The sequence below is a fragment of the Actimicrobium antarcticum genome (assembly GCF_039536745.1).
Classification (GTDB): domain Bacteria; phylum Pseudomonadota; class Gammaproteobacteria; order Burkholderiales; family Burkholderiaceae_D; genus Actimicrobium; species Actimicrobium antarcticum.
In genome coordinates this window covers 992863-1019610 of sequence record NZ_BAAAZE010000008.1, presented here as the reverse complement: position 1 = coordinate 1019610, position 26748 = coordinate 992863, and the positions used below count along the sequence as shown (strand labels likewise).

Genomic DNA, 26748 nt, shown 5'->3' with positions numbered 1-26748 from the left:
CGAGAGTATGGAGGTTTGCCGCGCTGCCGTCAACTGTTTCGTTGCCGTGTTCTGCTGGTTACTGCCAGCAAAACCTGCGCTCCTTGATCAACTGCTACCAAAAGAACGCCTGCGCTTCAAACCCTTACTTACTGCGTACTGCTGCCCGTCTCTCGACGGGAGCCGAACTATATCAAATACCCCGGAAGGCTGGCAAGTATTTGGTATAAATAATTTCAAGGTTTCTTGTCAGACTTACGTTCGTGCCCGATCTCCGCGATCACTGCTTGAAATTCAGCGACATCCTCGAAACTCTTGTAGACCGACGCAAATCGGATATAGGCAATCTTGTCGAGGCGTTTGAGCTCATGCATGACCAGTTCGCCGATATACCCGGAAGTCACTTCGCGCTCGCCACTGGACCGAATTTTTTCTTCAATGCAATGAACCGCTGCGTCGACTGCTTCGGCAGGGACCGGACGCTTACGCAACGCAAGCATCAGGCTTCCACGCAACTTGCTGGAATTGAATTCGGTCCGGCTGCCGTTCTTTTTGACGATAGCAGGCATGATCAGTTCGATGCGCTCATAGGTAATGAAACGCTTCTCACAATTCGCGCAGCGCCGCCGCCGGCGTATGGCATCGCCCTCTTCCAACACACGCGTATCTAATACCTGCGTGTCGCCGTGCTGACAGAATGGACATTTCATTTTGCAGATACCGGACAGTGGCACTTAAAGTAAGGGCCCAAGGCGTTCCGGGCTACGCAGGAACCGGCACCAAAACCGGCCCCCTTTTTTTCCAAATCAACCGTAGACAGGGAAAGCCTTCGTGAGTTGCTGCACTTCTGTTTTCACCCGCTCGATCGTTGCCGCATCATGCGGATTGTCCAGCACGTCCGCGATGAGATGACCAACCTTGGCAGCTTCCACTTCGGTGAATCCACGGGTTGTCATTGCCGGACTTCCCAGTCGAATACCCGAAGTCACGAATGGCTTTTCGGGATCGTTTGGAATCGCATTTTTATTACAGGTCATGTGCGCCGAACCAAGAATGGCTTCAGCCTCTTTCCCTGTGATGTTCTTCGATCGCAAATCCACCAGCATGACATGCGACTCGGTACGCCCGGACACAATACGCAATCCGCGCTGGATCAAGGCTTTTGCAAGCGCATCGGCGTTTTTCACCACTTGCTGCTGGTAAATCTTAAACTCTGGCGACAGCGCTTCTTTGAACGCAACCGCTTTAGCCGCAATCACGTGCATCAGCGGCCCACCCTGAATTCCGGGGAAGATCGCCGAATTGATCATTTTTTCGAACTCGGCTTTCATCAGGATGATTCCGCCGCGCGGTCCACGCAACGACTTGTGCGTCGTCGACGTCACGAAATCGGCGTGCGGCACCGGGCTAGGATAAACACCAGCAGCGATCAGTCCCGAGTAGTGCGCCACATCAGCCAGGAAGTAAGCTCCGACTTCCTTTGCAATTTTTGCAAAGCGCTCGAAATCGATCCGCAGCGAATAGGCTGATGCGCCGGCAATAATCAGTTTCGGCTTGTGCTCCCGAGCCAACGCCTCCATCGCTTCATAGTCGATTTCTTCTGCGGCATTCAAGCCATAAGAAACCGCCTTGAACCATTTGCCGGACATGTTAAGTGACATACCGTGCGTCAGATGACCGCCTTCAGCCAAGGACATACCCAAAATCGTATCGCCCGGTTTCAATACGGCAAAAAACACCGCCTGGTTTGCCTGGGAACCGGAATTCGGTTGCACATTGGCGGCTTCTGCACCAAACAATTGCTTGATGCGATCAATCGCAAGCGTTTCAGCCACGTCGACATATTCGCAACCACCGTAATAACGCTTGCCTGGATAGCCTTCAGCGTACTTGTTGGTGAGCTGCGAACCCTGCGCTTCCATCACCGCAGGCGACGCGTAGTTTTCAGAAGCGATCAACTCGATGTGATCTTGCTGGCGCGCTGTTTCCAGTTGCATTGCTGCCCACAATTCCGGGTCAGTCTTGGCGATGGTGAGGTCTTTATTGAACATGGGGTACTCCAATCGATGAACGTGCAATAGGTCATTGCAAAGATCAACTGAGGCGCCAATAGGAAGTGACAGGCAGCCTCAGTCGTGCGCTCCATTTTTGGGCTGCCCAGGCGAACGGCTGATGAAAATCTCACGTTCCCCGGTGGTATCCACCTTGTCGTCGGCTTTGAAAAAAGCCGACTTTTCGCCAGTCACGTGAGCTGAAATGGTACGAAATTGTAAGTGAACGCGCTGCTTTCAGCAAGACAGCCGACAATCCGCGCGGATCGTAGTGGCCGTTTCGGCTACAATTTTGACCATTGTCAGTTCGAACCACACAAAGGAAAACCATGATTATTCTCATCACTGGCGCTACATCTGGCTTCGGCGCCGAAATGGCACGCAAATTTGCCGCGAACGGACACCAGGTCATTGCAACCGGCCGCAGGCGCGATCGACTCGACGCACTCAGTACCGAACTCGGCGCCAGCGTGCTGGCCGTAGAAATGGATGTCACTGACAAAGAATCAATCAAGCACGCACTGGCAAGCCTGCCAGCGGACTGGTGCGAAATCGATGTCCTGATCAATAACGCCGGACTGGCACTTGGCGTTGAGCCTGCCCAGCAAGCATCCCTCGATGACTGGGAAACCATGATCGAAACCAACTGCAAGGGCTTGGTCTCGATGACGCGCCTGATTCTTCCGCAAATGGTCGAGCGTGGCCGCGGCACGGTCATCAACATCGGATCGACCGCCGGTGCCTACCCGTACCCGGGCGGCAATGTATATGGCGCAACAAAGGCATTCGTGGATCAATTCACGATCAACTTGCGGGCCGACCTGGTCGGAACCGGTGTACGTGCCTCGAATATCGCACCCGGCCTGTCGGGCGGTACCGAATTCTCGAACGTCCGCATGAAAGGCAACGACGCCGCGGCAGCAAAAGTATACGAAGGAACGGTACCGCTGAGCGCCATCGACATCGCCGAAACCGCCTATTGGATCGCGACCTTGCCAGCACACGTGAACATCAATTATGTTGAAATGATGCCAACATGTCAGGGATTCTCGCCATTCACCATTAAACGCAATCCATAAAACGCCACCCATAAAACACGCCTTCGATGAACGCAGCCAATCAGCGCCTACCAGACAGCATCCCGCAGTCAGAATTTAGCTGGACGATTCGAGTGTATTACGAGGATACCGACGCAGGTGGTGTGGTCTTCTACGCCAACTATCTGAAATTTTTCGAACGTGCCCGTACCGAATGGTTGCGTGCTGCGGGCATCGGGCAACAGGCACTGTCCGAATCGGACGGTGTCATGTTCGTCGTGAAGAGCACCAGCGTCGACTATCATGCCCCCGCAAAATTAGATGATGAACTGAAACTAACTGTTGCGGTCGAACGGCTTGGACGGGCGTCGGTACAGTTTTTTCAGAAAGCGTGGAAAGTCACTGCATCCGGCTCAATGTTGCTTGCCGAAGGCAGGATCAAGGTCGGTTGCGTCGGCTGCGACAGCTTCCGGCCTAGCGCAATCCCGCAAGACATTTTGAATCGCATCCGGGAATAAACGCTGCGATGAACATCCGTTGCCGTCTATTTGAACGCTTCACCCGATTCACCCGATTAACAGCTGCAAACCGAACAGACCCTCAATGACCGTCACCCAAGACCTCTCTTTTCTTTCCCTGATCGCCAACGCATCGATACTGGTGCAACTGGTACTGGCACTGCTCCTCGCGGTATCCGTCATGAGCTGGACCTATATCTTTCGCAAAGTATTCGCGATCAAAAACGCTCAGTTGCAGACCGAAGAATTCGAACGCGCCTTCTGGGCGGGCGGCGACCTGAACACGCTCTATCAGGATGCAGCATCGACCCGCCGACGTACCGGTGCCGTTACCGGAGCACAGGAACGGATTTTTGCTGCCGGCATGAGCGAGTTCAACAAAGGCAAAGCCTCGATGTCCCAGCGCACTCCCGGGGACTCCGCAGTACTGATTGATGGCGCCCGACGCGCCATGCGCGCTGCCTATCAGCGTGAAATGGATGCCCTTGAATCGCACTTGTCGTTCCTGGCTTCAGTCGGCTCGGTCTCCCCTTACGTCGGACTGTTCGGCACCGTGTGGGGCATCATGAATTCATTTCGCGGACTCGCCAATGTGCAGCAGGCCACATTGACAGCGGTCGCACCAGGCATTGCCGAAGCGCTGATCGCGACTGCCATCGGGCTGTTCGCCGCCATCCCGGCCGTGGTTGCGTACAACCGCTTTTCGCATGACATCGATCGGTTATCGATCCGTTTCGAAAGCTTCGTCGAGGAGTTTTCGAATATTCTTCAGCGTCAGGCAAACTGACCATGAGCTCATCGATGCGCGGCAATCGTACCCGCAAATTCAAGGCTGAAATCAATGTCGTGCCCTACATTGACGTGATGCTGGTGCTGCTGATTATTTTCATGGTGGCGGCGCCCATCACTAATCCTGGCGTGATCAATTTGCCCAGCGCAGAAAAATCATCGCTGCCGCCGACCGAATATATTCAGATTTCCCTCAAGCCTGATTCCGCCTCCACCATCGGCATCAATGGTCAAAAAAGCGGCGGCGCACAACCGGAGTCCGCGTCCAGTCGTAGCGACCTGATGAAAAAGCTGCGCGACATCCACGAGGCGAATCCGGAATTGCCAGTGATGATCTCTGGCGACAAGGAAAGCCGCTACGACGATGTCATCCAGATTATTTCAGAGGCCAAGAAATTCGGCATTACGCGGGTCGGCCTCGCGACCAAATCCTGACATGGTCATGAAACCGGTGGCACCTTATTCCATACCCAAAGAGCCGGGTCGCGGGCGCGCTATTGCCATGGCGATTGCGGTTCATGGCGCCTTGCTGGCACTGCTGTGGATCGGAATCAGCTGGCAAAGCGAGACGCCGGTTGCGGTGGAAGCCGAGATCTGGAGTCCACAGATTCGTGAAGCTGCGCCCAAGCCGCGTCCGGAACCGGAGCCTCAGCCTGAAGTACGGCCTGAACCCAAACCAGTGGTGAAAGAAATTCCGGCACCGATACAAAAAGCGCCACCAAAGCCTGTTGAAAAGATCGAGCCAATCAAGCCACCCGATATCGCGCTCGAACAGGAAAAAAAGCGCAAGGCGGAACAACTCAAGGAACGGCTTGAAGAAGAACACCAGGAGAAGCTGAAAAAACTGGCGAAAGAAAAGCTGCTCGACAAAGAGAAGCAGGACAAGCTCGCCAAACAGGAAGCAAAAGAGAAGCTGGAAAAACAGGAAAAGCAGGCCAAGCTGGACCTCAAGGAAAAGCTCGACAAGCAGGCCAAGCTGGAGACACAAGAAAAGCAGGACAAGCTGGACAAGCAGAAAAAAGACGACCTGAAAAAAGCCGACCTCGACAAGAAACGCAAGCAGGATGACGCCGACAACAAAAGGCTCGCCAAGGCCCGCGACGATGAAATGAAGCGCATCACTGGTGTCGCCGTCGGCACCGGCGGAACCGGCGACGCACCAAAAAGCCAGGGTCCACGCGGCGACCCGAGTTACATCCAGAAGGTCGGCGCAAAGATCAAATCGAACACCGTATTCAATGGTGCCGAAACGGTCGAAGGGAATCCAGCCGTCGAATACGCAGTCGAACTGCTACCGGATGGGTCGTTACGCGGCATGCGCAAACTGAAGTCGTCGGGTGTACCCGGTTTCGATGAAGCAGTGCGCCGTGCGATCGAAAAATCCCAACCATTCCCTGCCGATAAATCGGGTACGGCGCCTTCCGGCTTCACCGTGTCCCACAAACCCAAAGATTGATCAGCCCATGAAAAAATATTTTGTGACTACCCTCGGCGCACTTGGACTGGTGCTCGCCACCGGCGCCCAGGCGCAACTGCGTGTCGACATCGCCGGTGTCGGCGCAAACCAGATCCCTATCGCCGTCGCCGCCTTTGCCGATGAATCCATCGCACCGGCACAAGTCAGTGCGATCATCAAGGCAGACCTGGCCCGCAGCGGATTTTTCAAGATCATCGATGCAGGTGCAACGCTGTCAGAAACCGCCAGCATCAACTATGGCGACTGGAAATCCCGCGGCGCCGATGCGCTGGTGATCGGCAGCGTCCAGCGCCTGGCGGATGGCCGCTACGATGTGCGCTACAAATTGCTCGATACCGTCAAGAGTGCGCAATTGTCGGCCTTGTCGTTGTCTGCGCCGGCAGACCGCACGCGCGTGACGGCACACAAAATAGCCGACGATATCTACGAAAAACTGACGGGTACCCGGGGTGCCTTCGCAACGCGAATCGCCTACGTCACCAAGTCAGGCAAGGAGTACCGCCTTGAAGTGGCAGATGCCGATGGCGAAGACACCAACGTCGCATTGCGGTCCAACGAGCCGATCATTTCACCGGCCTGGTCACCGGATGGCACCCGCGTCGCGTATGTGTCGTTTGAAAACAAGAAACCGGTCGTGTATGTACAGAATCTGCTGACCCGCCAACGCACCGTGCTGGCAAATTACAAGGGCAGCAATTCGGCACCATCGTGGTCGCCCGATGGCACGCGGCTGGCGATTGCACTGTCACGGGACGGACTGACGCAATCCTATATCGTGAACGCCGACGGGTCCGGTTTACGACGCCTGACGTCGACCAGCGGCATTGATACCGAGCCACAATTTTCTGCCGATGGACAAAGTATTTATTTCACCAGTGATCGCAGCGGTGGGCCACAAATTTACAAGATGCCGGTCAGTGGCGGCGACGCGCAACGCGTGACCTTCAAGGGTGCCTACAACATCAGTCCGCGTGTCTCGCCCGATGGCAAAACGCTGGCGTATATTTCACGCCGCGATAGCGGATTTCAGTTGTACGCAATGGATCTGTCGAACGGTCAGGAACAACGTCTTTCGGACACCGCCAAAGACGAGTCACCCAGCTTTTCACCGAACGGCAAATACATCATGTACGCGACCGAATCGGGTCGCCGTGGTTCGCTTGCGGTAGTATCCGTCGACGGTCGGGTGAAGCAACGCCTGACCACCCAGGCTGGTGATATCCGCGAACCGACCTGGGGACCGTTCATCAAATAAGAGATCCGTCACCTCATAACGTTTTCATTACCCTCATCAGGAGAACTAAATGCGTACCTTGTCGACCCTTGCCATCATCGCTGCAAGCACCTTGCTGTTTTCTGCATGTTCATCGACCAAGCTCGATGAAAAACCACCGGTCGAAGATCGCTCCGGCACGTCAGGCATGACGAACCCTGCAGCCGATCCACGCACCGTGAACACGGTCAATGCCGGTTCAACCGATCCGCTGAATGATCCGCAAGGCGTACTGGCAAAACGCAGTGTGTATTTCGACTATGACAGCTATGTCGTCAAGGACGAGTTCAAGTCGGTCGTCGACGCGCATGCCAAATACCTGAACGCCAACAAATCACGCAAGATCATCATCCAGGGCAATACCGATGATCGCGGTGGCCGCGAATACAACCTGGCCCTCGGCCAGAAACGTTCGGAAGCCGTGCGCAAATCGCTGAGCTTGCTGGGTGTCTCCGAAGGCCAGATGGAAGCAGTCTCGATGGGCAAGGAAAAGCCGAAAGCCACAGGTAGCGACGAAGCTGCCTGGACCGAAAACCGTCGCGCTGACATCGTTTATTGATTATCGCCATGACGCGCTTCAAAAAATCCATTTTTGCTGTGGCCCTGCTGGCCGCAGCGTCTTCCTTCACCCTACCCGCCCGGGCCGGGCTGTTTGACGATGAAGAGGCGCGCAAGGCCATCCTCGACATACGTAACCGGATCGACGGGCTCAGGCGCGATGTCGATGTCAAGCTGGAAGCGAAAGCCGACAAGAACAGCTTGCTCGATGTCGCCAGCCAGAACGAACAGCTCCGCCAGGAAGTCGCAAAATTGCGCGGACAACTGGAACTGCTGACCAACGATCTGGCCAACACGCAGCAACGGCAAAAGGATTTCTACATTGACCTCGACACACGCTTGCGCAAGCTGGAACCGCAAAAGCTGACCGTTGATGGCAAAGAAACCAATGTCGAACCTGCCGAGCAAAAAACCTACGAAGCAGCACTGGCGTTGTTCAAGGCAGGTGACTACAAGAATGCCAGTGCGTCATTCTTCGACTTCCTGCGGCGCTATCCCGACTCGGGCTTTGCGGCCTCGGCGCAGTATTTTCTTGGCACGGCCTACTATGCGCAGCGTGATTACCGCAATGCGATTACGGCACAGCAGGCAGTGATCAAGAATTATCCGGACAGTCCGAAGGCGGCTGACGCCTGGCTGAACATTGCCAGTAGCCACGCCGAGCTGAAAGATCGTCCAGCTGCAAAGAAAGCACTGGAAAGTCTGGTGTCGCAATATCCGAACTCCCCGGCGGCACAAACCGCCAAGGAACGACTGGCCGGATTACGTTGATTTGACGGGATGGTTGCGTGAGCCGGAGCTGCCAATTCAGGCGATCATCCGACTCCCGCAAATTAGTTTATACAATTCATCCCGGTTCATTTGACAGACAGGGTCTTAGTTCTTATAATCTTGGTCTTTCGGGTCGTTAGCTCAGCTGGTAGAGCAGCGGACTTTTAATCCGTTGGTCGCAGGTTCGAATCCCGCACGGCCTACCACGAATAAGTAGTATGTAGTAATTGGTACTAAAAAGCCCACAGCGATGTGGGCTTTTTTTTGGCCAAAACACGTGCAGCGCCATGTCTGCCAACGCGACAACACGGACCGCGCTGCCGGTCCGCTGTCACGCACCACTACACCACCGGCAATTTCACCACCGTGATCCGGTTGATGAAAAATTCTCCGTCTATGCACGTCCGATGCGGCACACCGGCCACCTCGAATCCGGCACCGCCGTATTCCACCCAGTCGCTCGCCAGCACATCAAACTCCTGCTCGGTCAATCCCAGCATCGGTGCCGTGATGACAAATCGGGCGCCTTCCTTTTGTCGCTGCACGACATCTTCAATCTTTGCCATTGCACATCCTCACTGATTTAAAAACAGCGCCATGATACCGCCGCGCAAGCGCACGCCATTACGCCTGCCAGACGCCGTAACCCGCCTCGCGCAAACTGATGCCGACTTCCACTTCCATGTCGCACGCTGCGTGATACGGCATCGGGTTATAGATCGCATACAGATGCGGCAGCAGGCGCAAGCCGTACGCCTTCACAAACTTGTTGGCCTGGATACCCGCCATGTGTTTGTCGAAACGCACATCCGGGTCCAGTCCGGTCATGCCAACATACACGCAGGGCTGGCCGGGCAGGTAATCAGGATTGGCTTTCCGAAAGCGGGCTTCATACAGCACCTCGCGGGAAAGCTCGATCACATAGACATGATGGTGGTGGCGTGGCATCGCGATGTCGGATCAACGGGTTAGAGAAACGGCTTAGTAAAACTTCGGCAAGACTCTACCCCGCGCACGTTCCGCTGACCATCGATTCAATGGGATAATCACTGTCCGCCCAACACCACGTACAGGTCATCATGATTCTCGAACTCGCAGACATTCGCATCCAGCCCGGCAAGCAAGCCGAATTCGATGTTGCCATCGCCCGTGGCGTCGAACAAGCCATCAGCAAGGCCGTCGGCTTTCGCGGCTTCAAGATCAATAAAAGTGTCGAATCCCCGGAACGGTACGTGCTGATGATTTACTGGGACACGCTGGAAAATCATACCGTCGACTTTCGCGAATCCGCAGCCTTCCAGGAATGGCGCGGGATTGTCGGCCCCTTCTTCGCAGCACCACCCGTGGTCGAGCACTTCACGCTGCTGAGCAAATCCGCCTGAGCGACTCCGCTATCGACTATTGCGCGATCGCGCGATCGCGCCATCCACCCGGACTACGATGTCACCACATACTTTTCTCTGGCACGACTACGAAACCTTTGGCGTGCAAACCCGTCGTGATCGCCCGGCACAGTTTGCGGCGATCCGCACCGATGCCGAACTCAACGAAATCGGCGACGACATCATGCTGTATTGCCAGCCGGCGAATGACTATTTGCCCGATCCGCAATCCTGCCTGATCACGGGAATCACGCCGCAGGTCTGCCTTGCACGCGGCTTGCCCGAGTTCGCATTTGCGGCAGCCATCGAGCAGGCGTTTTCGGTCAGCGGCACCGTCGGTGTGGGTTACAACACGATCCGTTTCGATGACGAGATCACGCGCTTCATGTTCTGGCGCAATCTGATTGATCCGTATGCACGTGAATGGCAAAACCAGTGCGGCCGCTGGGATCTGATGGATGTCGTGCGCATGACGTATGCGCTGCGCCCGGAGGGCATCGTCTGGCCGCGCAATGACGAGGGCAAGCCGAGCTTTCGGCTGGAGCTATTGACCAAGGCGAATGGGATTGCCCACGCTGCTGCGCACGATGCACTGTCCGATGTGCGCGCCACGATTGCGCTGGCACGACTGATACGCCAGCAGCAACCGAAGCTGTTCGATTTCTGTTTTTCGCTGCACAAGAAAGATCGTGTCAGTGCCGAGATCGGGCTGCCGGTGCAACGGCCTTTCCTGCATGTCTCGGGGATGTTTCCGGCGGAGTACGGATGCCTCGGCGTGATGTGGCCGCTGGCGGTTCATCCCACCAACAAGAACGAAGTCATCAGCTGGGATCTGTCGGCCGATCCATCCGAGCTGGCAACGCTGGACGCCGCCACGATACGTACCCGCATGTTCACCAAAACCGCCGATTTGCCGGAAGGGATGACGCGACTGCCGATCAAAACCATCCACCTCAATAAATCGCCGATGGTGGTCAGCAACCTCAAGACGCTGTCGGCACCGATGGCCGAACGCTGGCAGATTGATCTCGGCGTCGCACAGCAACATGCCGGGATTGCCGCGGCACTGCCGGACATGAGTGCGATCTGGCAGCAAGTATTCCAGCGCCCGGAAGAGGCAACACCGGATGTCGACGAAGACCTGTACGGCGGCTTCATCGGTAATGGCGACCGGCGCAAGCTCACCGAATTGCGCGCGCTGTCACCGGCGGCACTGGCCAAGGCGCGACCCGGCTTCGATGACCCACGACTGGAAGAACTGGTGTTTCGCTACCGTGCGCGCAATTTTCCGGCCACGCTGGCGGCGGAGGAATCAGAGCGTTGGGAACAACATCGCAGTGATCGGTTATTCGAAGGCAGTGCCGGTGCCCGCACCGTCGATGCACTGTTCGGTGAAATCGACGCCCTCTCGGAAACGGCCGATGAACGCGGTGAAGAAATCCTTGGCGCGTTGTACGAGTATGTCGAACTGATCGCCCCGGCACCGCACTGATTCCGGAATCCGCGCAAAGTCGGTTATCGTAAGGGTCAACTTTTCTTCCCGCAAAGCCTCCATGAATCGACCGCCGCCAACCATCCGCAAGCCACGTCCGCGCAGCCCCGATAACAAGGCGTCCGACGACGCCACCGTCAAGGGTCTGCGACAGCGGGTCGCCAAATTGCTGATCAGCGCCGACCAGTTCCAGGCCAGTGCACTGATCGTCGCCGAGCGCATCGACATCCGCACCACCGGACAGCTCCCCATCATCGGCCAGTCGCCGTGGATGACGCGCTTGCCGGGCGGTGGCGTGGCGGCGATTTTCCGGTACGGTGCCGTGGCGCTGTTTGCCGAAGAACCGGGCGACCGCGAGTGGTTGCTCAGTGGCTTGCAAGAAAACATGAGCGGTGCCGGCGATGTGCGCACCGAAGAAACCGTCTGGGTCACGATCGACGCGCTGGCCGATGAAGGTCCGTACGGCTCCAAGGTACGCATCCGCAGCGCCGATCTGGAGCGCCTGCAATTGCTGGCCGAAGCGCTGTCGAAAGCGGCGATGCTGTCGTTCCAGGAACGCCGCGCCGCCACCGACTTCGACCGCATCGAACCACTTGCGCAAGACCTGGCCGATGACGGCAAGTTCTCCGTGAAATCCAGCGAACTGCTCAAGGCCGTCGGCAGCATGCTGTTGTCCGAACATCGCCTGACCGGTCGCGCCGAAGTGATGGATCGTCCCGATGTGCTGTGGGATAACCCGCATCTGAACGGCCTGTATGCGCGTCTGGAAGGTGACTATGAATTGCGCGAACGGGCAGTTGCGCTCGAACGCAAGCTGGCGACGCTCTCGCGCACCGCCGACACGCTGGTCGAAACCGTGCGGTATCAGAGCTCGCATCGGGTCGAGTGGTACATCGTTTTATTGATCATGATCGAACTGGTGGTCGCGCTGTGGGAACGCCTGGCCCACTGAGCAATCCGGTATTCAGCACAGCACAGCACAGCACCGCCCACCAAAAACGCACAGGAAAGCAGCAATGAATCATCCTCAGCAAGACATCGCACCCTACGGCGCATGGCGCTCGCCGATCACCTCGGCGGCCATCGTCGCCGAATCCGTTGGACTGGACCAGCCCACCATCGCCGGCGATGCGATTTTCTGGATCGAGGGTCGCGCCCGCGAACAGGGTCGCAGCGTGATCGTTCGCTGTGATGCCGACGGCCAGACCAGCGACCTCACACCGACCGGTTTCAATGCGCGCACTCGGGTCCACGAATACGGTGGCGGTGCGCTGCTGATCGATGGCGACACGGTCTATTTTTCCAATTTCACTGATCAGCGCGTGTATCGCCAGACCGGCAACGTAGCACCGCAGGCGCTCACTGCCGCTGGCGCCCGCCGCTTTGCCGACGCTACGCTCGACCGCCGTCACCACCGACTGATCTGCATCCGCGAAAATCATGGCGACACGGCGCGCGAAGCGGTCAACACCGTGGTCGCGATCGACCTCGACGATGGCAGCGAAACGGTGCTGCTGACCGGACATGATTTTTATGCTGCGCCGCGCCTGAGTCCGGATGGCAGCCAGCTGGCCTGGCTCTGCTGGGATCATCCGAACATGCCCTGGGACGGCACGACGCTGTGGTGCGCCGCCGTCGCCGACGATGGCACGCTCGCTGGCGCGCGACAGGTGGCCGGCAGCAGCGACGACCCGGTGTTCCAGCCAGCCTGGTCGCCCGCGGGCGAATTGCACTTCATTTCCGAACAAAGTGGCTGGTGGAATCTGTACCGCCTGCGCGACGGCAGCGTTCAGGCCCTGTGTCCGATGGCGGCAGAATTTGGCCGGCCGCTCTGGAATCTCGGTATCTCGACCTATGGCTTCGATGGCACGGGAAGGATCGTTTGCAGCTATGCCCAGGAAGGCGACTGGCATCTCGCATTGCTCGATCCCGAGTCGGGTCTGCTCGACGACATCACGACGCCATTCCGCAAGATTGGCGACCTGAAAGTGGGCCGTGATTTCGTGGTCTTCATCGGTGGTGCGCCCACCAGCGCGGATGCCATCGTCCGGCTCGATCTGACCACACGCACGCATCAGGTGCTGAAGCGGGCAATCTCGTTGCAGGTGGATGCGGGGTATCTGTCGGTGCCACGGGCGATCACGTTTCCGACCACGGATGCGCAAGTTTCGCATGCCTTCTCGCATGCCTTTTATTACGCACCAGCCAATCGCGATTTCACAGCGCCGGCCGGCACCCGTCCGCCACTGCTGGTCTTCAATCATGGCGGCCCGACCTCGGCAGCCAGCGCGACCCTGAACCTGTCGATCCAGTTCTGGACCAGCCGCGGCTTTGCGGTGGTCGATGTCAATTACGGTGGCAGCACCGGTTATGGACGCGCCTATCGCCAGCGGCTCAATGGCAACTGGGGCGTGGTCGATGTCGACGACGCGCTCAATGCGGCACGCTTTCTGGTGGCAGAAGGCGCCGCCGATCCCGAAAAACTGGCGATACGCGGTGGTAGTGCCGGTGGCTACACGGCGCTGGCCGCCCTTACCTTCCATGATGTCTTCAAGGCCGGTGCCAGCTACTACGGCGTCAGTGATCTCGAGACGCTGGCACGGGATTGCCACAAATTCGAATCGCGCTACCTCGACAGCCTGGTTGGCCCGTATCCGGCACGCAAGGATATCTATGTCGCGCGTTCGCCGATTCATTTCACGGACAAGCTGGCCAGCCCGCTGATCCTGTTCCAGGGGATGGAAGACCGTGTCGTGCCGCCAGCGCAGGCGCAGCTGATGTTCGATGCCGTGCGCGCCAAGGGCTTGCCGGTGGCGTACATCCGGTTTGATGGCGAGGCGCACGGCTTCCGGCGCGCCGAGAATATCCGGCGCGCATTGGAGGCAGAATTGTATTTTTATGGCCGTGTTTTCGGCTTCCTGCCAGCCGATAATATCGAACCCGTTGCCATCGACAATCTGCCTGATTGATTGCCGGTGCCTCATCACTCATTGACCTGACAGGAACAACATGAATATTGCTTACTGGTGCATCCTGATTGCTGGCGTGATGCCGCTCCTGACCGTCATCGTCGCCAAAGCCGGGCGCAGTGACTATGACAATGCCGCACCGCGCGCCTGGATGGACAAATTACAGGGAATGCGGCGCCGTGCCGATTACGCCCATCGCAACCACTTCGAAGCCTTCCCGTTTTTTGCTGCAGCGGTGCTAATTGCCGAACAGGTCGATGCCAATCCTGAATATCTGGATGCACTTGCCGTCGGTTTCATTGCGGCACGCCTGCTGTACACCGCGCTCTACCTGGCGGATAAACCGACGCTGCGCTCACTGGCCTGGATTGCAGGTTACGGCTGCGTGCTTGCCCTGTTCGGCATTGCCGCCTATGCGAGCTGACTGGTTTCCTGATTCCTGACATTACCTGAAAAATCCATGCAAAAAATTGACTTTGAATTGAACGATGAATTTGTCGAACTGAACCAGTTGCTGAAGCTGGTCGGCATTTGCGACAGCGGCGGCGCCGGAAAAATGCTGGTTGCCGGTGGCAATGTCTCGGTCGATGGTCGCAACGAATTGCGCAAAACCTGCAAGATTCGCGACGGCCAGGTGGTCAGCCTGAACGGCGTACGTATCCAAGTAAAAGCCGGCTGACGCGGATGACCCCGGATTTGTTTGCCGGGACAGATCGGGGGCTGGAATCCTTGCCGCTACCGGATGGCGACCTGCGTTTCCAGCGCAATTTCTATCCTGCGGCGACCTGCTCGGCGCTGCAACGCGGCTTGATCGACGACACCGCCTGGCGGCACGAGCAACTCACGCTATTCGGCAAACGGCACTGGCAACCGCGCCTGGTCGCGGCCCATGGGGATACCGGCGTGATCTATACCTACTCCGGGCTGACTCTGCCCATGCAGCCGTGGACGCCTGCGCTGCGGCAGATACGCGACGACGTGGAACATGCGGCAGGCTGCCGTTTCAATACCGTGCTGCTGAATTTGTATCGCGATCAGCACGACAGCATGGGTTGGCACAGCGATGACGAAAGCGTGCTCGGTGACGCTCCCGTGATCGCCTCGCTCAGTCTCGGCGCCACGCGCTTGTTCCAGCTCAGGCACAAGAACCGGCGCGACCTGAACACCGTGTCGCTGGCGCTGGATGATGGCAGCCTGCTTCTGATGGCGGGATCGACCCAGCGCTTCTGGAAGCACGCGCTGGGCAAATCGCGGCAGCATTGCGAGGCCCGCATCAACCTGACATTTCGCCAGGTTTTTTCAGATGCATGCGTGCCAGCACACTCGGGGGCGCGACCGGCACATGCTATAAACGGCGACGGATAGTTCACGACATCGTTCAAGACAACCAGCAAGGACTGCAACATGAAATGGGATGGCAACCGCGAAAGCGACAATGTGGAAGACCGCCGCGGTGATGGCGGCGGCGGAGGCGGCGGATTCGGATTGGGCGGACGCTCGGTAGGAATCGGTACGATTGCGATCGCACTGGCCGCGTCGTATTTTTTCGGGATCAATCCGGCTACGGTCATCAGCCTGCTCAGCGGCGGCGGTGTTGGCCCAACCACGCAACAGTCCCCCGCCAAAGCGCCGCCGGCCAATGACGAAGCGGCCCGCTTCGTGAAGGTCGTCCTGGCCGATACGGAAGATGTCTGGACAACGTTGTTTCGTGCCGAGGGCGCCAGTTACATCAAACCGAAACTGATCCTGTTCAGTGGCAGCACACCGACCAGCTGCGGCCAGGGACAAAGCGCGGCAGGCCCGTTCTATTGCCCGGCTGACCAGAAGGTATATATCGACCTGAGCTTCTACAAGCTGATGCGGGAGCGCTTCAATGTCGAAGGCGAATTCGCCCAGGCCTACGTGATTGCCCATGAAGTCGGTCATCACGTACAGAACCTGATGGGCATTGCCGGCAAGGTCGATGAAGCGCGTCGCAATGCCACGCAGGTACGCTCGAATGCGCTGTCCGTGCGCATGGAATTGCAGGCCGACTGCTTTGCGGGCGTCTGGGCCTTTCATGCCAACGAGGCGCGCAATATTCTTGAAAGTGGCGATGTCGAGACGGCCTTGAACGCCGCCACCGCAATCGGTGACGATGCCTTGCAGCGCCAATCGCAGGGACAGGTGGTTCCCGACTCATTTACCCACGGCACCTCGGCGCAGCGGGTACGCTGGTTCAAGCGCGGCATTGCCACCGGTGTGGTCGCCGACTGCGACACCTTCAAAGCGCGCCAACTGTAGCCTTCCCTCTCGCAGCCATGCACATCCATCCGGCAGCACATCGCCGGATGCGACTCCACGGCGTGCCCTTTCCGGCACGACCGTCCCAAAAAAATATTCTGCACGTTCCCACCGAACTACCGAACCAATGCCGCAAGGCGGCCACTTAATCGTGCATTCGGCAATTCACCTGGTACCTGGCTCGTCTCGGATGTCCCGATTGCGCGACATCAAAATAATATATCGATAACTTATTTATAAAAAGTCGGCGATGTACCGCCGTTTCAAATTAACCCGGATATGACTCCATTAATCTTCGTTCTGATCAAAGACATCTCGATCGCGCTACACGTCTTTTGATCGATGCAAGTCACGCCAGCATCAGGCATTTTGCAGCACCATTTTTACCGCACGACAATCAGGCGGTTGATCCCATCGATGCTGATGGGACCAACGGTCATCATCATTCGCAGATCACTTTTTCGGTGGGGAAGTCATGTACAACAAGGTCGGTGAAGACACGCTGTCTTCAACCAGCAAGGCACGTGTCATCGTTTCGGCACGTGAAGGCATTATCGAGATCGAAGGCAGCGAGTCGTTTGTCGCTGACCAGCTAACCCGTCTCAAAACGGTAATTTGCCAGGTCGTGGCATCCAGCGGCAAATGGCGACCTGGTACAGAAACCGGCCTGCCATTGAAAGCCGGAACCAGTCCGCTCGCACTCCAGGCACTTGAAAAATTTTCCAATTTGTACACCCAGACTGACGGCAGGCTCCGTCTGTTAAAAGACCTGCCCGGCAACAACATGGCCAATAAAACCGTCAACGCAGCGCTGCTGGTGGCCCATGCGCATGCCCTGATGGGTGCAGAGCACACCACACTTGATACGATCCGCTCGGTGTGCAAGGACCATGCTTGTCATGACTCGAATAATTTTTCGGCTACCCTAAAGCGTGAAAAAGAATTTTTTGTCCATAGCGGCAGTCTGCACATCACCCTCAGCGCCGCGGGTCGCGAGCGGGCCGCCATGCTGGCCAGCCAGCTTAATCACGACGACTGACGTCAGCGAGAGATTTTTGGTGAACTGCGTGCAGGCGGAATGCATTGTGATTTCAGAAATGTCTTCTAAACTGGGCCGAGGGAAGCATGGTGAGAATGATCATTTTCCGGAGCTGCTGATGGATACTGAATCTGCAAAAAAGAGCGCCATCGAACTTGATGACCTGCATGAAAAAAATCGCCGCGACGTCATCAGGTCGATCGAGCCGTACGGGTTGCGGCCCTTGCGGGATCTCGCGGCGATGTCCGACAGCGAGCGCACCAAATGGCTGTTCTGGAACCTGCATGAAAACCTCGATGAAATTCGCCTGCTCGAACCGTCGCTGGTTGGTCAGATCATCCGTACCCAGCTCACCGTCAGCGACGGGCAGTCCATGTGGACAGAAAAATATGGCCTCGAAAAACGTGCGGAATTCGGTTGCAAATGGCAGTTGCTACTCAAGCCATCGCGTTACGAAACCGAGCAGGCCTATCCGGTCAACGACGGCTGGATCGACCTGTCGATCGGCGATGCGCCTCCGCCGCATCCGGTACTGCAGCCCGGACAGAAAGCCTATCTGGATATGGATAGCGCGCTGTATCCGAACCAGCTGTTCCTGTATGGCTGGATCGGCGAAGGTGTCTGGCAGGAAATCAAACCGCATTTGTACAATGCCAGTGCGAACTGCCACACCGATGTCTTTTTGCGTGACAACTTCCTGTTTCCGATCAAGCCGGGGCTGGGATTCCTGACCGGTCCTGCCGGTGCAATCGGGGTCACCAATATCGAATTCAGAACGGCGTCACAAGCGCGGATGACGTCGTGGGTCAAGCCTTGACAGGGTAGCTAGGCGGAATACACGGGATACCGCACCCGAGCGTAGGCGGCGCTGCGTCATGCCTTTGCATCGCACCGGGCCGTTTCTCCCGCATCACAATACGGCACGTCGATGCAACCACGCATCCATGGACACCTTGCCCGGTCCCCATGCCACCAGTACCAGCAATAACGCACCCCAGTAAAAATGGTCATTCAGCGCAGCCGGGCACTCGAACGTGAACAGCTGCGGATAAGAAATAACGGCGATCAAGTTCACCGCGAACAAACCCAGTGCTGCCGGTCGCGAAAACAGACCCACCACCAGCAATACCGGCAACACCAGTTCGCCGGCTGCACCCATCGCCGCGGCAAGTTCCGGCGGTACCAGCGGAACATGATATTCATCCCGGAACAGCGCCACCGTCGATCCCCAATCCGCCACTTTGACCAGTCCGGATTTGAAGAATTGCCATGCAATAAACACGCGCAATACGAGTGCGAAAGCCGAGCCACCAAACTCCTGCAAGGCCGTGTCGAAACGCGACGAGACATCATGCAAACGCAAAAAAGTGGTCATGTACGGATGGTCCTCAAGGTAAGAATTCAGCGATTTGCTGGTACCAGCACGGCATGGCTGGTCCATTGCTGCAAGTGCCCGGCCAAATCAAATCCGGCATCGATGGCGAGCGCCGCGTCGATGGCGTCGCCCAGGGTGCCGTCACGCTGCAAGGTATCCAGTGCGGCATGGCCGGCACGACTCAGCGGCAACAGTGCACTGCGCCAATGCGGACGCACCGTCACCGCAAAATTGTCCATCGCCATGTCGGTCGGGAAGATCGCCGTAGTGCCTGGCTGATGCGCCAGCCAGAGGTCGGCCACCGCCCATGGCGTGGCGATCAGGCAGCACGCCGGATGGAATCGAAAGCGCGCCTGCTCGAACTGCTCTGGTGTAAAAGCGGCCAGCGATGTGGCATCCAGAGTGGCCGATGCGCCCGCATAGTGCGCCCGATGCACTGCCCATTCACAGCGGGCCATGTCCGGAAAATACGGGAAGTCGGCAACATGCGGAAAGTCTGCCAGGAACCCGGCAAAGTCGGCGCCGTACTGGTTCAGGTCGCCATCACTGGACGGATGCTGTTTGCCATACGCCCTTGCCAGCGCATCAAAAAATTCTTCGCCGACCAGTGCTTGCAACACCGGATAGGCCGCCGCCAGCGTCTTGCTCCAGGTCGCACTCAGGTTGCCGCGGTAGAGCGCGATCCGCTGGCTCACCTGCTGCGCATCGCCCTTGAACAACGGCACGGCATCGGCTTCGGTTCGGGCATCGAACAAGGCGGCCGACATCCGGCTCTGCGCAGTCACCAGCGAGCCGGCGTGCTGCAACGCTTGCACCGTGGCGGCGATCTCGCGCGCTTGCCTGGCCTCATCCAGCAGAATCTCCAGCGCAGGAATATCGGTGTCCCACTCGATGAGCGTCGGTACCGGACCAAAGCGCTGCAGGGCTTCGCGATAGAGCGACCAGACCGCGGGCGCGACCCGGTCACCATGATTGTCGATCAGCACATCGGCCGTCACGAGATGTCCGGCCAGATGGAATTCGCCGATGCAGTCACGCGGCAAAACGTCGAAAGCGGCCATGGCCGCTTCGCCGTGATTATGTTGATTGACGTAGAGATTATTAATATCGAGCAAAACACCGCAACCGGTGCGGCTGCTGAGAGCTGCCAGGAATTCGGCTTCGCTCATGGCATCGTCACGGAAGCGCAGGTAGGTCGATACGTTTTCGATCAGCAGGCGACGACCCAGCGCTTGCTGGATGCGGTCGACCCGCTCGGACACCAGCAGCAGTGCATCACTGGTCAGCGGCATCGGCAGCAAATCGTTCAGGTGGCGGTCCTGCACAGCGCCCCAGCAAAGATGTTCCGAGACCAGGACCGGATCGATCCGGCGCACGGTGGCGCAAACGCGTTGCAGGTGCGACTCCGAAAAACCGGCGGCTGATCCTATTCCCAATCCGACACCGTGCAGGCTGATCGGATAATCCTGCCGCAGCTGGTCCAGTACATGGGCATCCCAGCCGCCGGACTCCAGATAATTTTCGGTATGGACTTCGAGCCAGTCCACTTTCGGACGATGCTCCAGAAACTCGCGGTAGTGAGGAGCACGCAATCCGATGCCGACGCCAAGCCGTGCAGTGGATGAGTGATCTGGCGCTGGAAAAGATTGCATGGCTCCGCTCGACGCTGATGTCGGTGCTAATTACTTCGACGGTGCCATCATCTTGCCACCCGCTTTTTCGCAGGTGCCTTTGGCGACATATTTCCATTCGTTGGCGTCCATGTCCTTCTTGGCCTGACCAGCGCAGGAATGGCTGCCGCTGGCAGTGGCGCAATCGTTTTGACCGGCCTTGGCAATACCAAAACATTTTTCCTTGTCTTCGGCGGCATTGGCGGAAGTCAGACCGGCGAGGCAGACAGCAGACAGGGCGGTAGCGAGCAGAGCTTGACGTGTGTTCATGAGAGATTCCTTTAAAAATTGATTGAGAAACGTGCGAGTGGACCTACTGAATTTCCGTACAACGGTGTAGCTGTGATCTAGTCGTGACCGGCAACCTATTCTTACACCGCATTCCAAAAATAAATCACCAATCTGCAGGGCAGTTGAAACGCTAAGTAAAATCCACGGAAGCCGTCCGAACCGCATGCTGGCGATTCGGCAAGACATCGTATCCTGCCTCAAATTTTTTAGTCCTGCGACAAGTCATCATTTACACTCATTGGTGTTCCCATTTCTGAAAGAGCATGCCGATGCCTAACCTCATTTATATCGCCGATCCCATGTGTTCGTGGTGCTACGGCTTTGGCCCGGAGCTGTCTGCCTTGCTGGAGGGACTACCCGGCCTGCCCGTCGAAATCATCGTCGGTGGCCTGCGTGCCTACAGCACCGACGTCATGGACGAGGCCATGAAAGAAGACTTGATGACGCACTGGAAAAAAGTCCACGAGACCAGTGGGCTTGCCATGTCAGATCAAGCAATCGAGCAACCGGGCTTCGTCTATAACACCGAACCCGCCTGCCGCGCCGTCGTGGCGGCACGCAGCATCGCACCATCCGCATCACTGGCCGTCTTCAGCGCCGTCCAGCATGCCTTTTACGTGGAAGGACGCGATGTGACGCGCGCCAATGTGCTGGCCGAAGTCGCCAGCAAGGCGTTGACAGCAGCCGGTTTCCCGATCGATGCAGCAGCCTTTGAGACTCTGTGGTCGTCAGAGAAAATCGTCATGGCGACCCATGCCGATTTTGTCCAGACCAAGAACTGGAAAATCGATGGCTTTCCGATGCTGGTGCTGGAGCGCAATGGCCAGCTCGACATGGTGACCTCGGGCTACACCCGGATGCCCGCACTGATCGAGCAATTGCAAATGCTGGTGGATAACAGCCCGCAAGCCTGACCAAAAAAATGACGTCGGCCCGGATCACGGGCAGACGTCATTCATTGCACTTCAGAGAATGCGCTGCATCAGCACATGTGCTGGCCACCATTGATGGCGATATTCGCACCGGTCAGGAACGCTGCTTCATCCGACGCCAGATAAGCGACCAGTCCCGCGACCTCTTCCGGCTTGCCCAGGCGCGCCATTGGAATTTGCGGAATGATCTTGGTATCGAGTACCTCTTGCGCAATCGCCATGACCATCTTGGTACCGATGTAGCCCGGCGAAATCGTGTTTACTGTCACGCCCTTGCGCGCCACTTCCAGTGCCAGTGCCTTCGTGAACCCGTGCATGCCGGCCTTTGCAGCCGAGTAATTGGTCTGACCGAAAGCACCCTTCTGGCCGTTGACTGACGAGATATTGATGATGCGACCCCAGCCCCGTTCGACCATGCCATCACAGACCGGTTTGGTCATGTTGAAAACGGAGTCCAGATTGGTCCCAATCACGGCATCCCAGTTTGGCTTGTCCATTTTCTTGAAGGTCATGTCGCGCGTGATGCCGGCATTGTTCACCAGCACATCGATCGGACCGATTTCGGCAGCGACAGCTGCAGCACATGCTGCCGCCGAATCATAATCAGCCACGTCACAGGGATACGCGCGGAAGCTGTAGCCCAGTTTTTCCATCTCGGCCAGCCAGGCAGCCGACTTGCCGTTGCCGGGTGAATAGGTGGTGACGACCTGATAACCCAGCGCCGCCAACTTGATACAAACTGCTTCACCCAAACCACCCATACCGCCGGTAACCAATGCAACACGTGCCATGTTCGTCTCCTCTATATCAATAAAATTATTGTTCGGCTTCGTTTTTTGCCGATTACCGCTCGATTGCCAGTGCGACGCCCATGCCGCCGCCGATACACAGGCTGGCGAGTCCGCGCTTGGCGTCACGCCGGATCATTTCGTGGATCAACGTTACAAGGATGCGGCAACCTGACGCTCCGATCGGGTGGCCCAACGCAATCGCACCGCCGTTGACGTTGATCTTGCTGGTATCCCAGCCCATTTGCTTGTTGACTGCGATTGCCTGTGCAGCAAACGCTTCGTTGATTTCCATCAGATCCAGGTCCTGATGTGTCCAGCCAGCTTTTTTCAGGCACAACTGGGCTGCAGGCACAGGGCCCATCCCCATGATGCTCGGGTCGAGTCCGGCTGACGAGTACGCTTTGATGCGCGCCAGCGGTGTCAGACCGAGTTCCTTGGCTTTTTGGGCCGACATCATCATGACCGCTGCAGCGCCGTCATTCAAACCTGACGCATTCCCGGCGGTCACGGTGCCATCCTTGGCGAAGGCAGGTCGCAAACCGCTCAGGGACTCCAGCGTGGTGCCGGCCTTGATGTATTCGTCCGCATCGAACTGAATATTGCCCTTCTTCTGGACGATCTCGAGAGGGACGATTTCGTCCTTGAATTTGCCGGCTTTTTGCGCAGCTTCCGCTTTGTTTTGCGATGCTTGCGCAAATGCATCCTGCTCGGCACGGGTGATTTCGTATTTTTTGGCGACGTTCTCGGCAGTGGTACCCATGTGGTACTGATTGAAGGCATCCCACAAACCGTCGACGATCATCGTATCGACCAGCTTTGCATCCCCCATGCGGAAACCATCACGCGAGCCATTCAGGACGTGCGGCGAGGCACTCATGTTTTCCTGGCCGCCTGCGATGATGATGTCGGCATCGCCACAGCGAATTGCCTGTGCTGCCAGATGGGTCGCTTTCAGGCCGCTGCCGCAGACCTTGCCGATCGTCATCCCGGGCACCATGTCTGGCAGGCCTGCATGGATCAATGCCTGACGGGCGGGATTCTGGCCGCAACCGGCTGTCAGTACCTGGCCCATGATGACTTCGCTGACAAGCTTCGGATCGATACCGGTCTGCGCCAGCAAGGCCTTGATCACATGTGCGCCAAGGTCCACTGCAGGAATTTTTGCCAGCGTGCCGCCAAATTTTCCGACCGCTGTTCTGAGGGCTGCGACGATGACAACTTCATTCATTCTGTTCTCCAGATGTAATCATTGATGGTGGTGCCGGGCGTTTCCCGGAAGGACCGGGTCGCGGACTAAAAAACCATGAAACTACCATTTGTTTTTCAGGCGCACTGAGTATTGCGCATTTTGTAATGCGCGGATAGGGGCGAACCATTGATGTACTGCGAGTTTCAGAGAGTTTTTTTTGCGACATGTCGGGTGCGGCGCAGCATCTCGCCACCATCATGGATCATTGCAGTGGCATGAATCCGGATTTTTTCGGCGCCACGGCATACCGTGCAAAGCCGCGCTCGCCCGACTACCGCGACCACTCCCCCTGACGCGGCGCACAATTCGCGCAGCACATGCAGAAAAGACGACGTTTGAAAAAAACAGCCTGTTCGGTGTCGCCAGGGAAAACGGCGTACGGTCAGCCGGTTGCTTTGTGGCAGAATAGGTTAGCGCGGCAACTGTTCCATGCCGTCGATATCCACGTGGCGCGCGACAGAAGGCATCTCCCGCAGCACTCCTGGCGGGCAATTATTGCAGATCGACTTTCAATGGAGTCTGTAAATTGAACCATCTCAATAAGAACAACTACAGCAACACTGCCGAACTCAAGGAAATCATGACCGCACCGCCGATGACGGCAGAGCAGCATGCCATCATCATCCGCAAGCGCATCAAGGATCGCCGGATGATCGAGGAAGCACGGGAGAAAAAAACCGAAGACGACGATCTGTTCGGCGACTGATGCCGACGCGGTACCACGGCGTCAAATCAACGATGTGATTCGCGCCTGCGCACTCGACTGTTGCTGTGACTGGTCACGTCGTCAGTCCAGCCTGAAAACTGATTGTCTCCACACGCGACTAATTAATTTCCGTCACCCGATGGCAAGCCACCAACCTTCCTTCATGTTCGGTGAGCACCGGCTCCTCGACGCGACAACGGTCGATCGCAAACGGACAACGGCTGTTGAACGCACATCCGGGCGGCGGCGCCATCGGCGACGGCAATTCACCGGTCAGAATCATTTTTTCCTGACGCTGCGCCGGATCGATGCGCGGCGTACTGGACAGCAAAGCCCGGGTGTAGGGATGCAGTGGTCGCGCAAATAATTGCGTCTTGCTGCCGTGCTCTACCGCTTTCCCGAGATACATCACCATCACCTCGTCGGCAATATGTTCGACCACCGCCAGATTGTGTGAAATGAACAGGTAGGCGACGCCACTGGCTTGCTGCAAATCCATCAGCAAATTAAGTACCTGCGCCTGAATCGACACATCCAGTGCCGATACCGGTTCGTCAGCGACGATCACTTTCGGGTCCAGCATCAAGGCCCGGGCGATCGCAATCCGCTGGCGCTGACCACCAGAAAACATGTGCGGATAGCGACCGTAATGCTCGGGTCGCAAACCGACTTTTTCCATCATTGCCAGCGCCTTGACAGCACGCGCAGGCTTGTCCAGGCGTGTATTGATTTCGAGCGGTTCTTCCAGCATGGCGCCGACTTTCTTGCGCGGGTTCAAGCTGGCGTACGGGTTCTGGAACACCATCTGCACCAGCGGGCGCACCCGCTTCAGTGTCGCCCGGTCTGCCGTGGCGACGTTGGCGCCGTCCATCCAGAGCTCACCACCAGTGGATGGTTCGATCATCGTGATCTGGCGTGCCAGCGTCGACTTGCCGCAACCGGACTCCCCCACCACGGCCAGCGTCTTGCCAGCCACCAGCGTGAACGAAACGCCGTCGAGCGCGCGGGCAGAGGCGGCCGGTTTCAGGAAGCCTTGCGAGACCGGGTAGTATTTCGATAGATTTTTAGCCTGCAGCAGTACCGGCGACCGGGTCGGAGTAATCGAATCGTTCATCACGCTGCCTTCTGCCAATTGTTGGTGGGCTGGCCCGCAGCATCGAGCGGGAAATGGCAACGCACTTGCGCTTCGGCAGGACCAGTCAGCGCCGGACGCTGGGTACGACACAACTCGGTCGCATAGGCACAGCGCGGACTGAGCAGACAGCCAACCGGACGATCGAACTGGCCGGGCACTACGCCCGGAATGGTCTGCAAGCGGGCCCGACCCAGATTGTGTTCCGGCAGTGCAGCCAGCAGCGCCTGGGTGTACGGATGGGTCGGCGCCGTGAAGAGTTGTGGCACGCGGCCGGTCTCGACCACCTGCCCTGCATACATCACCACGACGCGCTGGGCGGTCTGCGCGATCACGCTCAGGTCGTGCGTGATCAGCATCAGCGCCATGCCACGCTCGCGCTGCAATTGCAGCAGCAGTTCCAGCATTTGCGCCTGCACCGTCACGTCGAGCGCGGTGGTTGGTTCATCGGCAATCAGCAAGCGCGGATTGCAGGCGATGGCCATGGCCACCATCACGCGCTGGCTCATGCCGCCGGAGAGCTGATGCGGGTAGGCATCCAGACGGCGTTCGGGATCGGGAATATCGACCTGCCTGAGCAGTTGCAGCGCTTGCGCGCGCAGTTCGGATTTGCTGCCGCGCTGATGCACGCGCAATGTTTCGATCAACTGGAACGCCACCGTGAAGCATGGGTTGAGGCTGGTCATCGGGTCCTGAAAGATCATCGCGATATCCTTGCCGAGCAGGCTGCGCCGTTCGCGCTCGGGCATGGTTTGCAGGTCACGCCCATCGAACGCCATGCGCGTGGCCTTGACCCGGCCCGGATAATCGATCAGGCCCATCAGCGCCAGCGAGGTGACGCTTTTGCCGGAACCGGATTCGCCGACGATGCCGACCACTTCGCCTTCATCGATCGTCAGATCGAGGCCATCGACGGCCGTGAAGGGGGATTTTTCTGCACCGAATTCGACGCGCAGATTCTGTAGTTCGAGAAGAGCCATCGTG

The 26748-nt window shown here is 57.6% G+C and carries 31 protein-coding genes, 1 tRNA gene and 1 riboswitch; of the genes, 21 read left to right on the top strand and 11 right to left on the bottom strand.

Annotated features, from left to right (window positions below; all coding sequences use genetic code 11):
* Positions 1–215: 215 nt before the first annotated feature.
* Together nrdR and glyA are read right to left on the bottom strand one after the other, a co-directional pair.
* Complete coding sequence (nrdR, locus tag ABD720_RS12625) at positions 216–689, bottom strand: transcriptional regulator NrdR (protein WP_344763656.1); 474 nt, start codon at positions 687–689, stop codon at positions 216–218.
* A 96-nt stretch (positions 690–785) separates the two neighbouring features.
* Positions 786–2030: a serine hydroxymethyltransferase gene (glyA, locus tag ABD720_RS12620; protein WP_344763655.1), complete on the bottom strand. Its 1245-nt coding sequence runs from the start codon at positions 2028–2030 to the stop codon at positions 786–788.
* Positions 2031–2127: 97 nt separating this feature from the next.
* Positions 2128–2235, bottom strand: a riboswitch (ZMP/ZTP riboswitch).
* 124 nt (positions 2236–2359) lie between these two features.
* Here glyA and ABD720_RS12615 point away from each other — a divergent pair.
* The 9 genes from ABD720_RS12615 to ABD720_RS12575 all read left to right on the top strand — a co-directional run bounded on the left by ABD720_RS12615 (position 2360) and on the right by ABD720_RS12575 (position 8659).
* On the top strand, positions 2360–3109 hold the full coding sequence (locus ABD720_RS12615) for an SDR family NAD(P)-dependent oxidoreductase (protein ID WP_344763654.1): 750 nt from the start codon (positions 2360–2362) through the stop codon (positions 3107–3109).
* 26 nt (positions 3110–3135) lie between these two features.
* The gene (ybgC, locus tag ABD720_RS12610) at positions 3136–3585 is read left to right on the top strand and encodes a tol-pal system-associated acyl-CoA thioesterase (protein WP_344763653.1); all 450 of its coding nucleotides are present in this window, start codon (positions 3136–3138) and stop codon (positions 3583–3585) included.
* Positions 3586–3670: 85 nt separating this feature from the next.
* Complete coding sequence (gene tolQ / locus ABD720_RS12605) at positions 3671–4372, top strand: protein TolQ (protein ID WP_344763652.1); 702 nt, start codon at positions 3671–3673, stop codon at positions 4370–4372.
* A gap of 2 nt (positions 4373–4374) precedes the next feature.
* A complete protein-coding gene (locus ABD720_RS12600; protein WP_344763651.1) occupies positions 4375–4809 on the top strand; it encodes an ExbD/TolR family protein in 435 nt (144 codons plus the stop codon).
* Position 4810: 1 nt separating this feature from the next.
* On the top strand, positions 4811–5830 hold the full coding sequence (gene tolA / locus ABD720_RS12595) for a cell envelope integrity protein TolA (RefSeq protein WP_344763649.1): 1020 nt from the start codon (positions 4811–4813) through the stop codon (positions 5828–5830).
* A 7-nt stretch (positions 5831–5837) separates the two neighbouring features.
* Positions 5838–7106 carry a Tol-Pal system beta propeller repeat protein TolB gene (gene tolB, locus ABD720_RS12590; RefSeq protein WP_344763648.1) on the top strand — a complete coding sequence of 423 codons (1269 nt, stop codon included), beginning with the start codon at positions 5838–5840 and terminating at the stop codon, positions 7104–7106.
* A gap of 49 nt (positions 7107–7155) precedes the next feature.
* On the top strand, positions 7156–7683 hold the full coding sequence (gene pal, locus ABD720_RS12585) for a peptidoglycan-associated lipoprotein Pal (protein WP_344763646.1): 528 nt from the start codon (positions 7156–7158) through the stop codon (positions 7681–7683).
* Positions 7684–7691: 8 nt separating this feature from the next.
* Positions 7692–8453 carry a tol-pal system protein YbgF gene (gene ybgF, locus ABD720_RS12580; RefSeq protein WP_344763645.1) on the top strand — a complete coding sequence of 254 codons (762 nt, stop codon included), beginning with the start codon at positions 7692–7694 and terminating at the stop codon, positions 8451–8453.
* A gap of 130 nt (positions 8454–8583) precedes the next feature.
* Positions 8584–8659, top strand: a tRNA-Lys gene (locus tag ABD720_RS12575).
* A 135-nt stretch (positions 8660–8794) separates the two neighbouring features.
* On the opposite strand, the gene ABD720_RS12570 is transcribed toward ABD720_RS12575, so the two are convergent.
* Both ABD720_RS12570 and ABD720_RS12565 read right to left on the bottom strand, forming a co-directional pair.
* Positions 8795–9019 carry a hypothetical protein gene (locus ABD720_RS12570; RefSeq protein ID WP_344763644.1) on the bottom strand — a complete coding sequence of 75 codons (225 nt, stop codon included), beginning with the start codon at positions 9017–9019 and terminating at the stop codon, positions 8795–8797.
* A gap of 58 nt (positions 9020–9077) precedes the next feature.
* A complete protein-coding gene (locus ABD720_RS12565; protein ID WP_344763643.1) occupies positions 9078–9401 on the bottom strand; it encodes a hypothetical protein in 324 nt (107 codons plus the stop codon).
* A gap of 131 nt (positions 9402–9532) precedes the next feature.
* On the opposite strand from ABD720_RS12565, the gene ABD720_RS12560 reads away from it, so the two are divergent.
* The 10 genes from ABD720_RS12560 (at position 9533) to ABD720_RS12515 (ending at position 18435) form a co-directional block, all read left to right on the top strand.
* The gene (locus ABD720_RS12560) at positions 9533–9835 is read left to right on the top strand and encodes an antibiotic biosynthesis monooxygenase family protein (protein ID WP_344763642.1); all 303 of its coding nucleotides are present in this window, start codon (positions 9533–9535) and stop codon (positions 9833–9835) included.
* Between the two features lie 58 nt (positions 9836–9893).
* On the top strand, positions 9894–11327 hold the full coding sequence (gene sbcB / locus ABD720_RS12555) for an exodeoxyribonuclease I (protein WP_344763641.1): 1434 nt from the start codon (positions 9894–9896) through the stop codon (positions 11325–11327).
* 61 nt (positions 11328–11388) lie between these two features.
* Positions 11389–12279: an RMD1 family protein gene (locus tag ABD720_RS12550; RefSeq protein ID WP_344763640.1), complete on the top strand. Its 891-nt coding sequence runs from the start codon at positions 11389–11391 to the stop codon at positions 12277–12279.
* Between the two features lie 64 nt (positions 12280–12343).
* A complete protein-coding gene (locus ABD720_RS12545; protein WP_344763639.1) occupies positions 12344–14296 on the top strand; it encodes a S9 family peptidase in 1953 nt (650 codons plus the stop codon).
* Positions 14297–14336: 40 nt separating this feature from the next.
* Positions 14337–14720 carry an MAPEG family protein gene (locus tag ABD720_RS12540; protein WP_344763638.1) on the top strand — a complete coding sequence of 128 codons (384 nt, stop codon included), beginning with the start codon at positions 14337–14339 and terminating at the stop codon, positions 14718–14720.
* 36 nt (positions 14721–14756) lie between these two features.
* Positions 14757–14975, top strand: a complete 219-nt coding sequence (locus ABD720_RS12535; protein ID WP_344763636.1) for an RNA-binding S4 domain-containing protein — start codon at positions 14757–14759, stop codon at positions 14973–14975.
* Positions 14976–14980: 5 nt separating this feature from the next.
* Complete coding sequence (locus tag ABD720_RS12530) at positions 14981–15661, top strand: alpha-ketoglutarate-dependent dioxygenase AlkB family protein (protein ID WP_344763635.1); 681 nt, start codon at positions 14981–14983, stop codon at positions 15659–15661.
* Positions 15662–15700: 39 nt separating this feature from the next.
* The gene (gene ypfJ / locus ABD720_RS12525; protein ID WP_344763634.1) at positions 15701–16579 is read left to right on the top strand and encodes a KPN_02809 family neutral zinc metallopeptidase; all 879 of its coding nucleotides are present in this window, start codon (positions 15701–15703) and stop codon (positions 16577–16579) included.
* Between the two features lie 475 nt (positions 16580–17054).
* Complete coding sequence (locus ABD720_RS12520; protein ID WP_344763633.1) at positions 17055–17618, top strand: hypothetical protein; 564 nt, start codon at positions 17055–17057, stop codon at positions 17616–17618.
* Positions 17619–17736: 118 nt separating this feature from the next.
* Positions 17737–18435, top strand: coding sequence for a hypothetical protein (locus ABD720_RS12515; RefSeq protein WP_344763632.1), 699 nt, complete (start codon positions 17737–17739; stop codon positions 18433–18435).
* A 93-nt stretch (positions 18436–18528) separates the two neighbouring features.
* Here the strand turns inward: ABD720_RS12515 and ABD720_RS12510 are convergent, their stop codons facing one another.
* The 3 genes from ABD720_RS12510 to ABD720_RS12500 are packed head-to-tail and all read right to left on the bottom strand — an operon-like array spanning position 18529 to position 20933.
* Complete coding sequence (locus tag ABD720_RS12510; protein ID WP_344763631.1) at positions 18529–18993, bottom strand: DoxX family protein; 465 nt, start codon at positions 18991–18993, stop codon at positions 18529–18531.
* Positions 18994–19019: 26 nt separating this feature from the next.
* A complete protein-coding gene (gene bufB / locus ABD720_RS12505) occupies positions 19020–20645 on the bottom strand; it encodes an MNIO family bufferin maturase (RefSeq protein WP_344763630.1) in 1626 nt (541 codons plus the stop codon).
* Positions 20646–20675: 30 nt separating this feature from the next.
* Positions 20676–20933 carry a BufA1 family periplasmic bufferin-type metallophore gene (locus tag ABD720_RS12500; RefSeq protein WP_344763629.1) on the bottom strand — a complete coding sequence of 86 codons (258 nt, stop codon included), beginning with the start codon at positions 20931–20933 and terminating at the stop codon, positions 20676–20678.
* 290 nt (positions 20934–21223) lie between these two features.
* Between ABD720_RS12500 and ABD720_RS12495 the strand changes: the two genes are divergently transcribed.
* Positions 21224–21868 carry a DsbA family protein gene (locus tag ABD720_RS12495; protein WP_344763628.1) on the top strand — a complete coding sequence of 215 codons (645 nt, stop codon included), beginning with the start codon at positions 21224–21226 and terminating at the stop codon, positions 21866–21868.
* A 68-nt stretch (positions 21869–21936) separates the two neighbouring features.
* On the opposite strand, the gene phbB is transcribed toward ABD720_RS12495, so the two are convergent.
* Entirely contained in the window at positions 21937–22677 is a 741-nt protein-coding gene (phbB, locus tag ABD720_RS12490) for an acetoacetyl-CoA reductase (RefSeq protein ID WP_344763627.1), read from the bottom strand.
* Positions 22678–22729: 52 nt separating this feature from the next.
* Positions 22730–23905 (bottom strand): acetyl-CoA C-acetyltransferase, encoded by a 1176-nt coding sequence (locus tag ABD720_RS12485; RefSeq protein ID WP_344763626.1) that lies wholly within the window; start codon positions 23903–23905, stop codon positions 22730–22732.
* A gap of 547 nt (positions 23906–24452) precedes the next feature.
* Here ABD720_RS12485 and ABD720_RS12480 point away from each other — a divergent pair.
* Entirely contained in the window at positions 24453–24632 is a 180-nt protein-coding gene (locus ABD720_RS12480) for a hypothetical protein (protein ID WP_344763625.1), read from the top strand.
* 118 nt (positions 24633–24750) lie between these two features.
* Here the strand turns inward: ABD720_RS12480 and ABD720_RS12475 are convergent, their stop codons facing one another.
* Together ABD720_RS12475 and ABD720_RS12470 are read right to left on the bottom strand one after the other, a co-directional pair.
* A complete protein-coding gene (locus ABD720_RS12475) occupies positions 24751–25746 on the bottom strand; it encodes a peptide ABC transporter ATP-binding protein (protein WP_344763624.1) in 996 nt (331 codons plus the stop codon).
* Positions 25746–26744, bottom strand: a complete 999-nt coding sequence (locus tag ABD720_RS12470; RefSeq protein WP_344763623.1) for an oligopeptide/dipeptide ABC transporter ATP-binding protein — start codon at positions 26742–26744, stop codon at positions 25746–25748. The genes ABD720_RS12475 and ABD720_RS12470 overlap by 1 nt, the downstream gene beginning before the upstream one ends.
* Between the last annotated feature and the right edge of the window lie 4 nt (positions 26745–26748).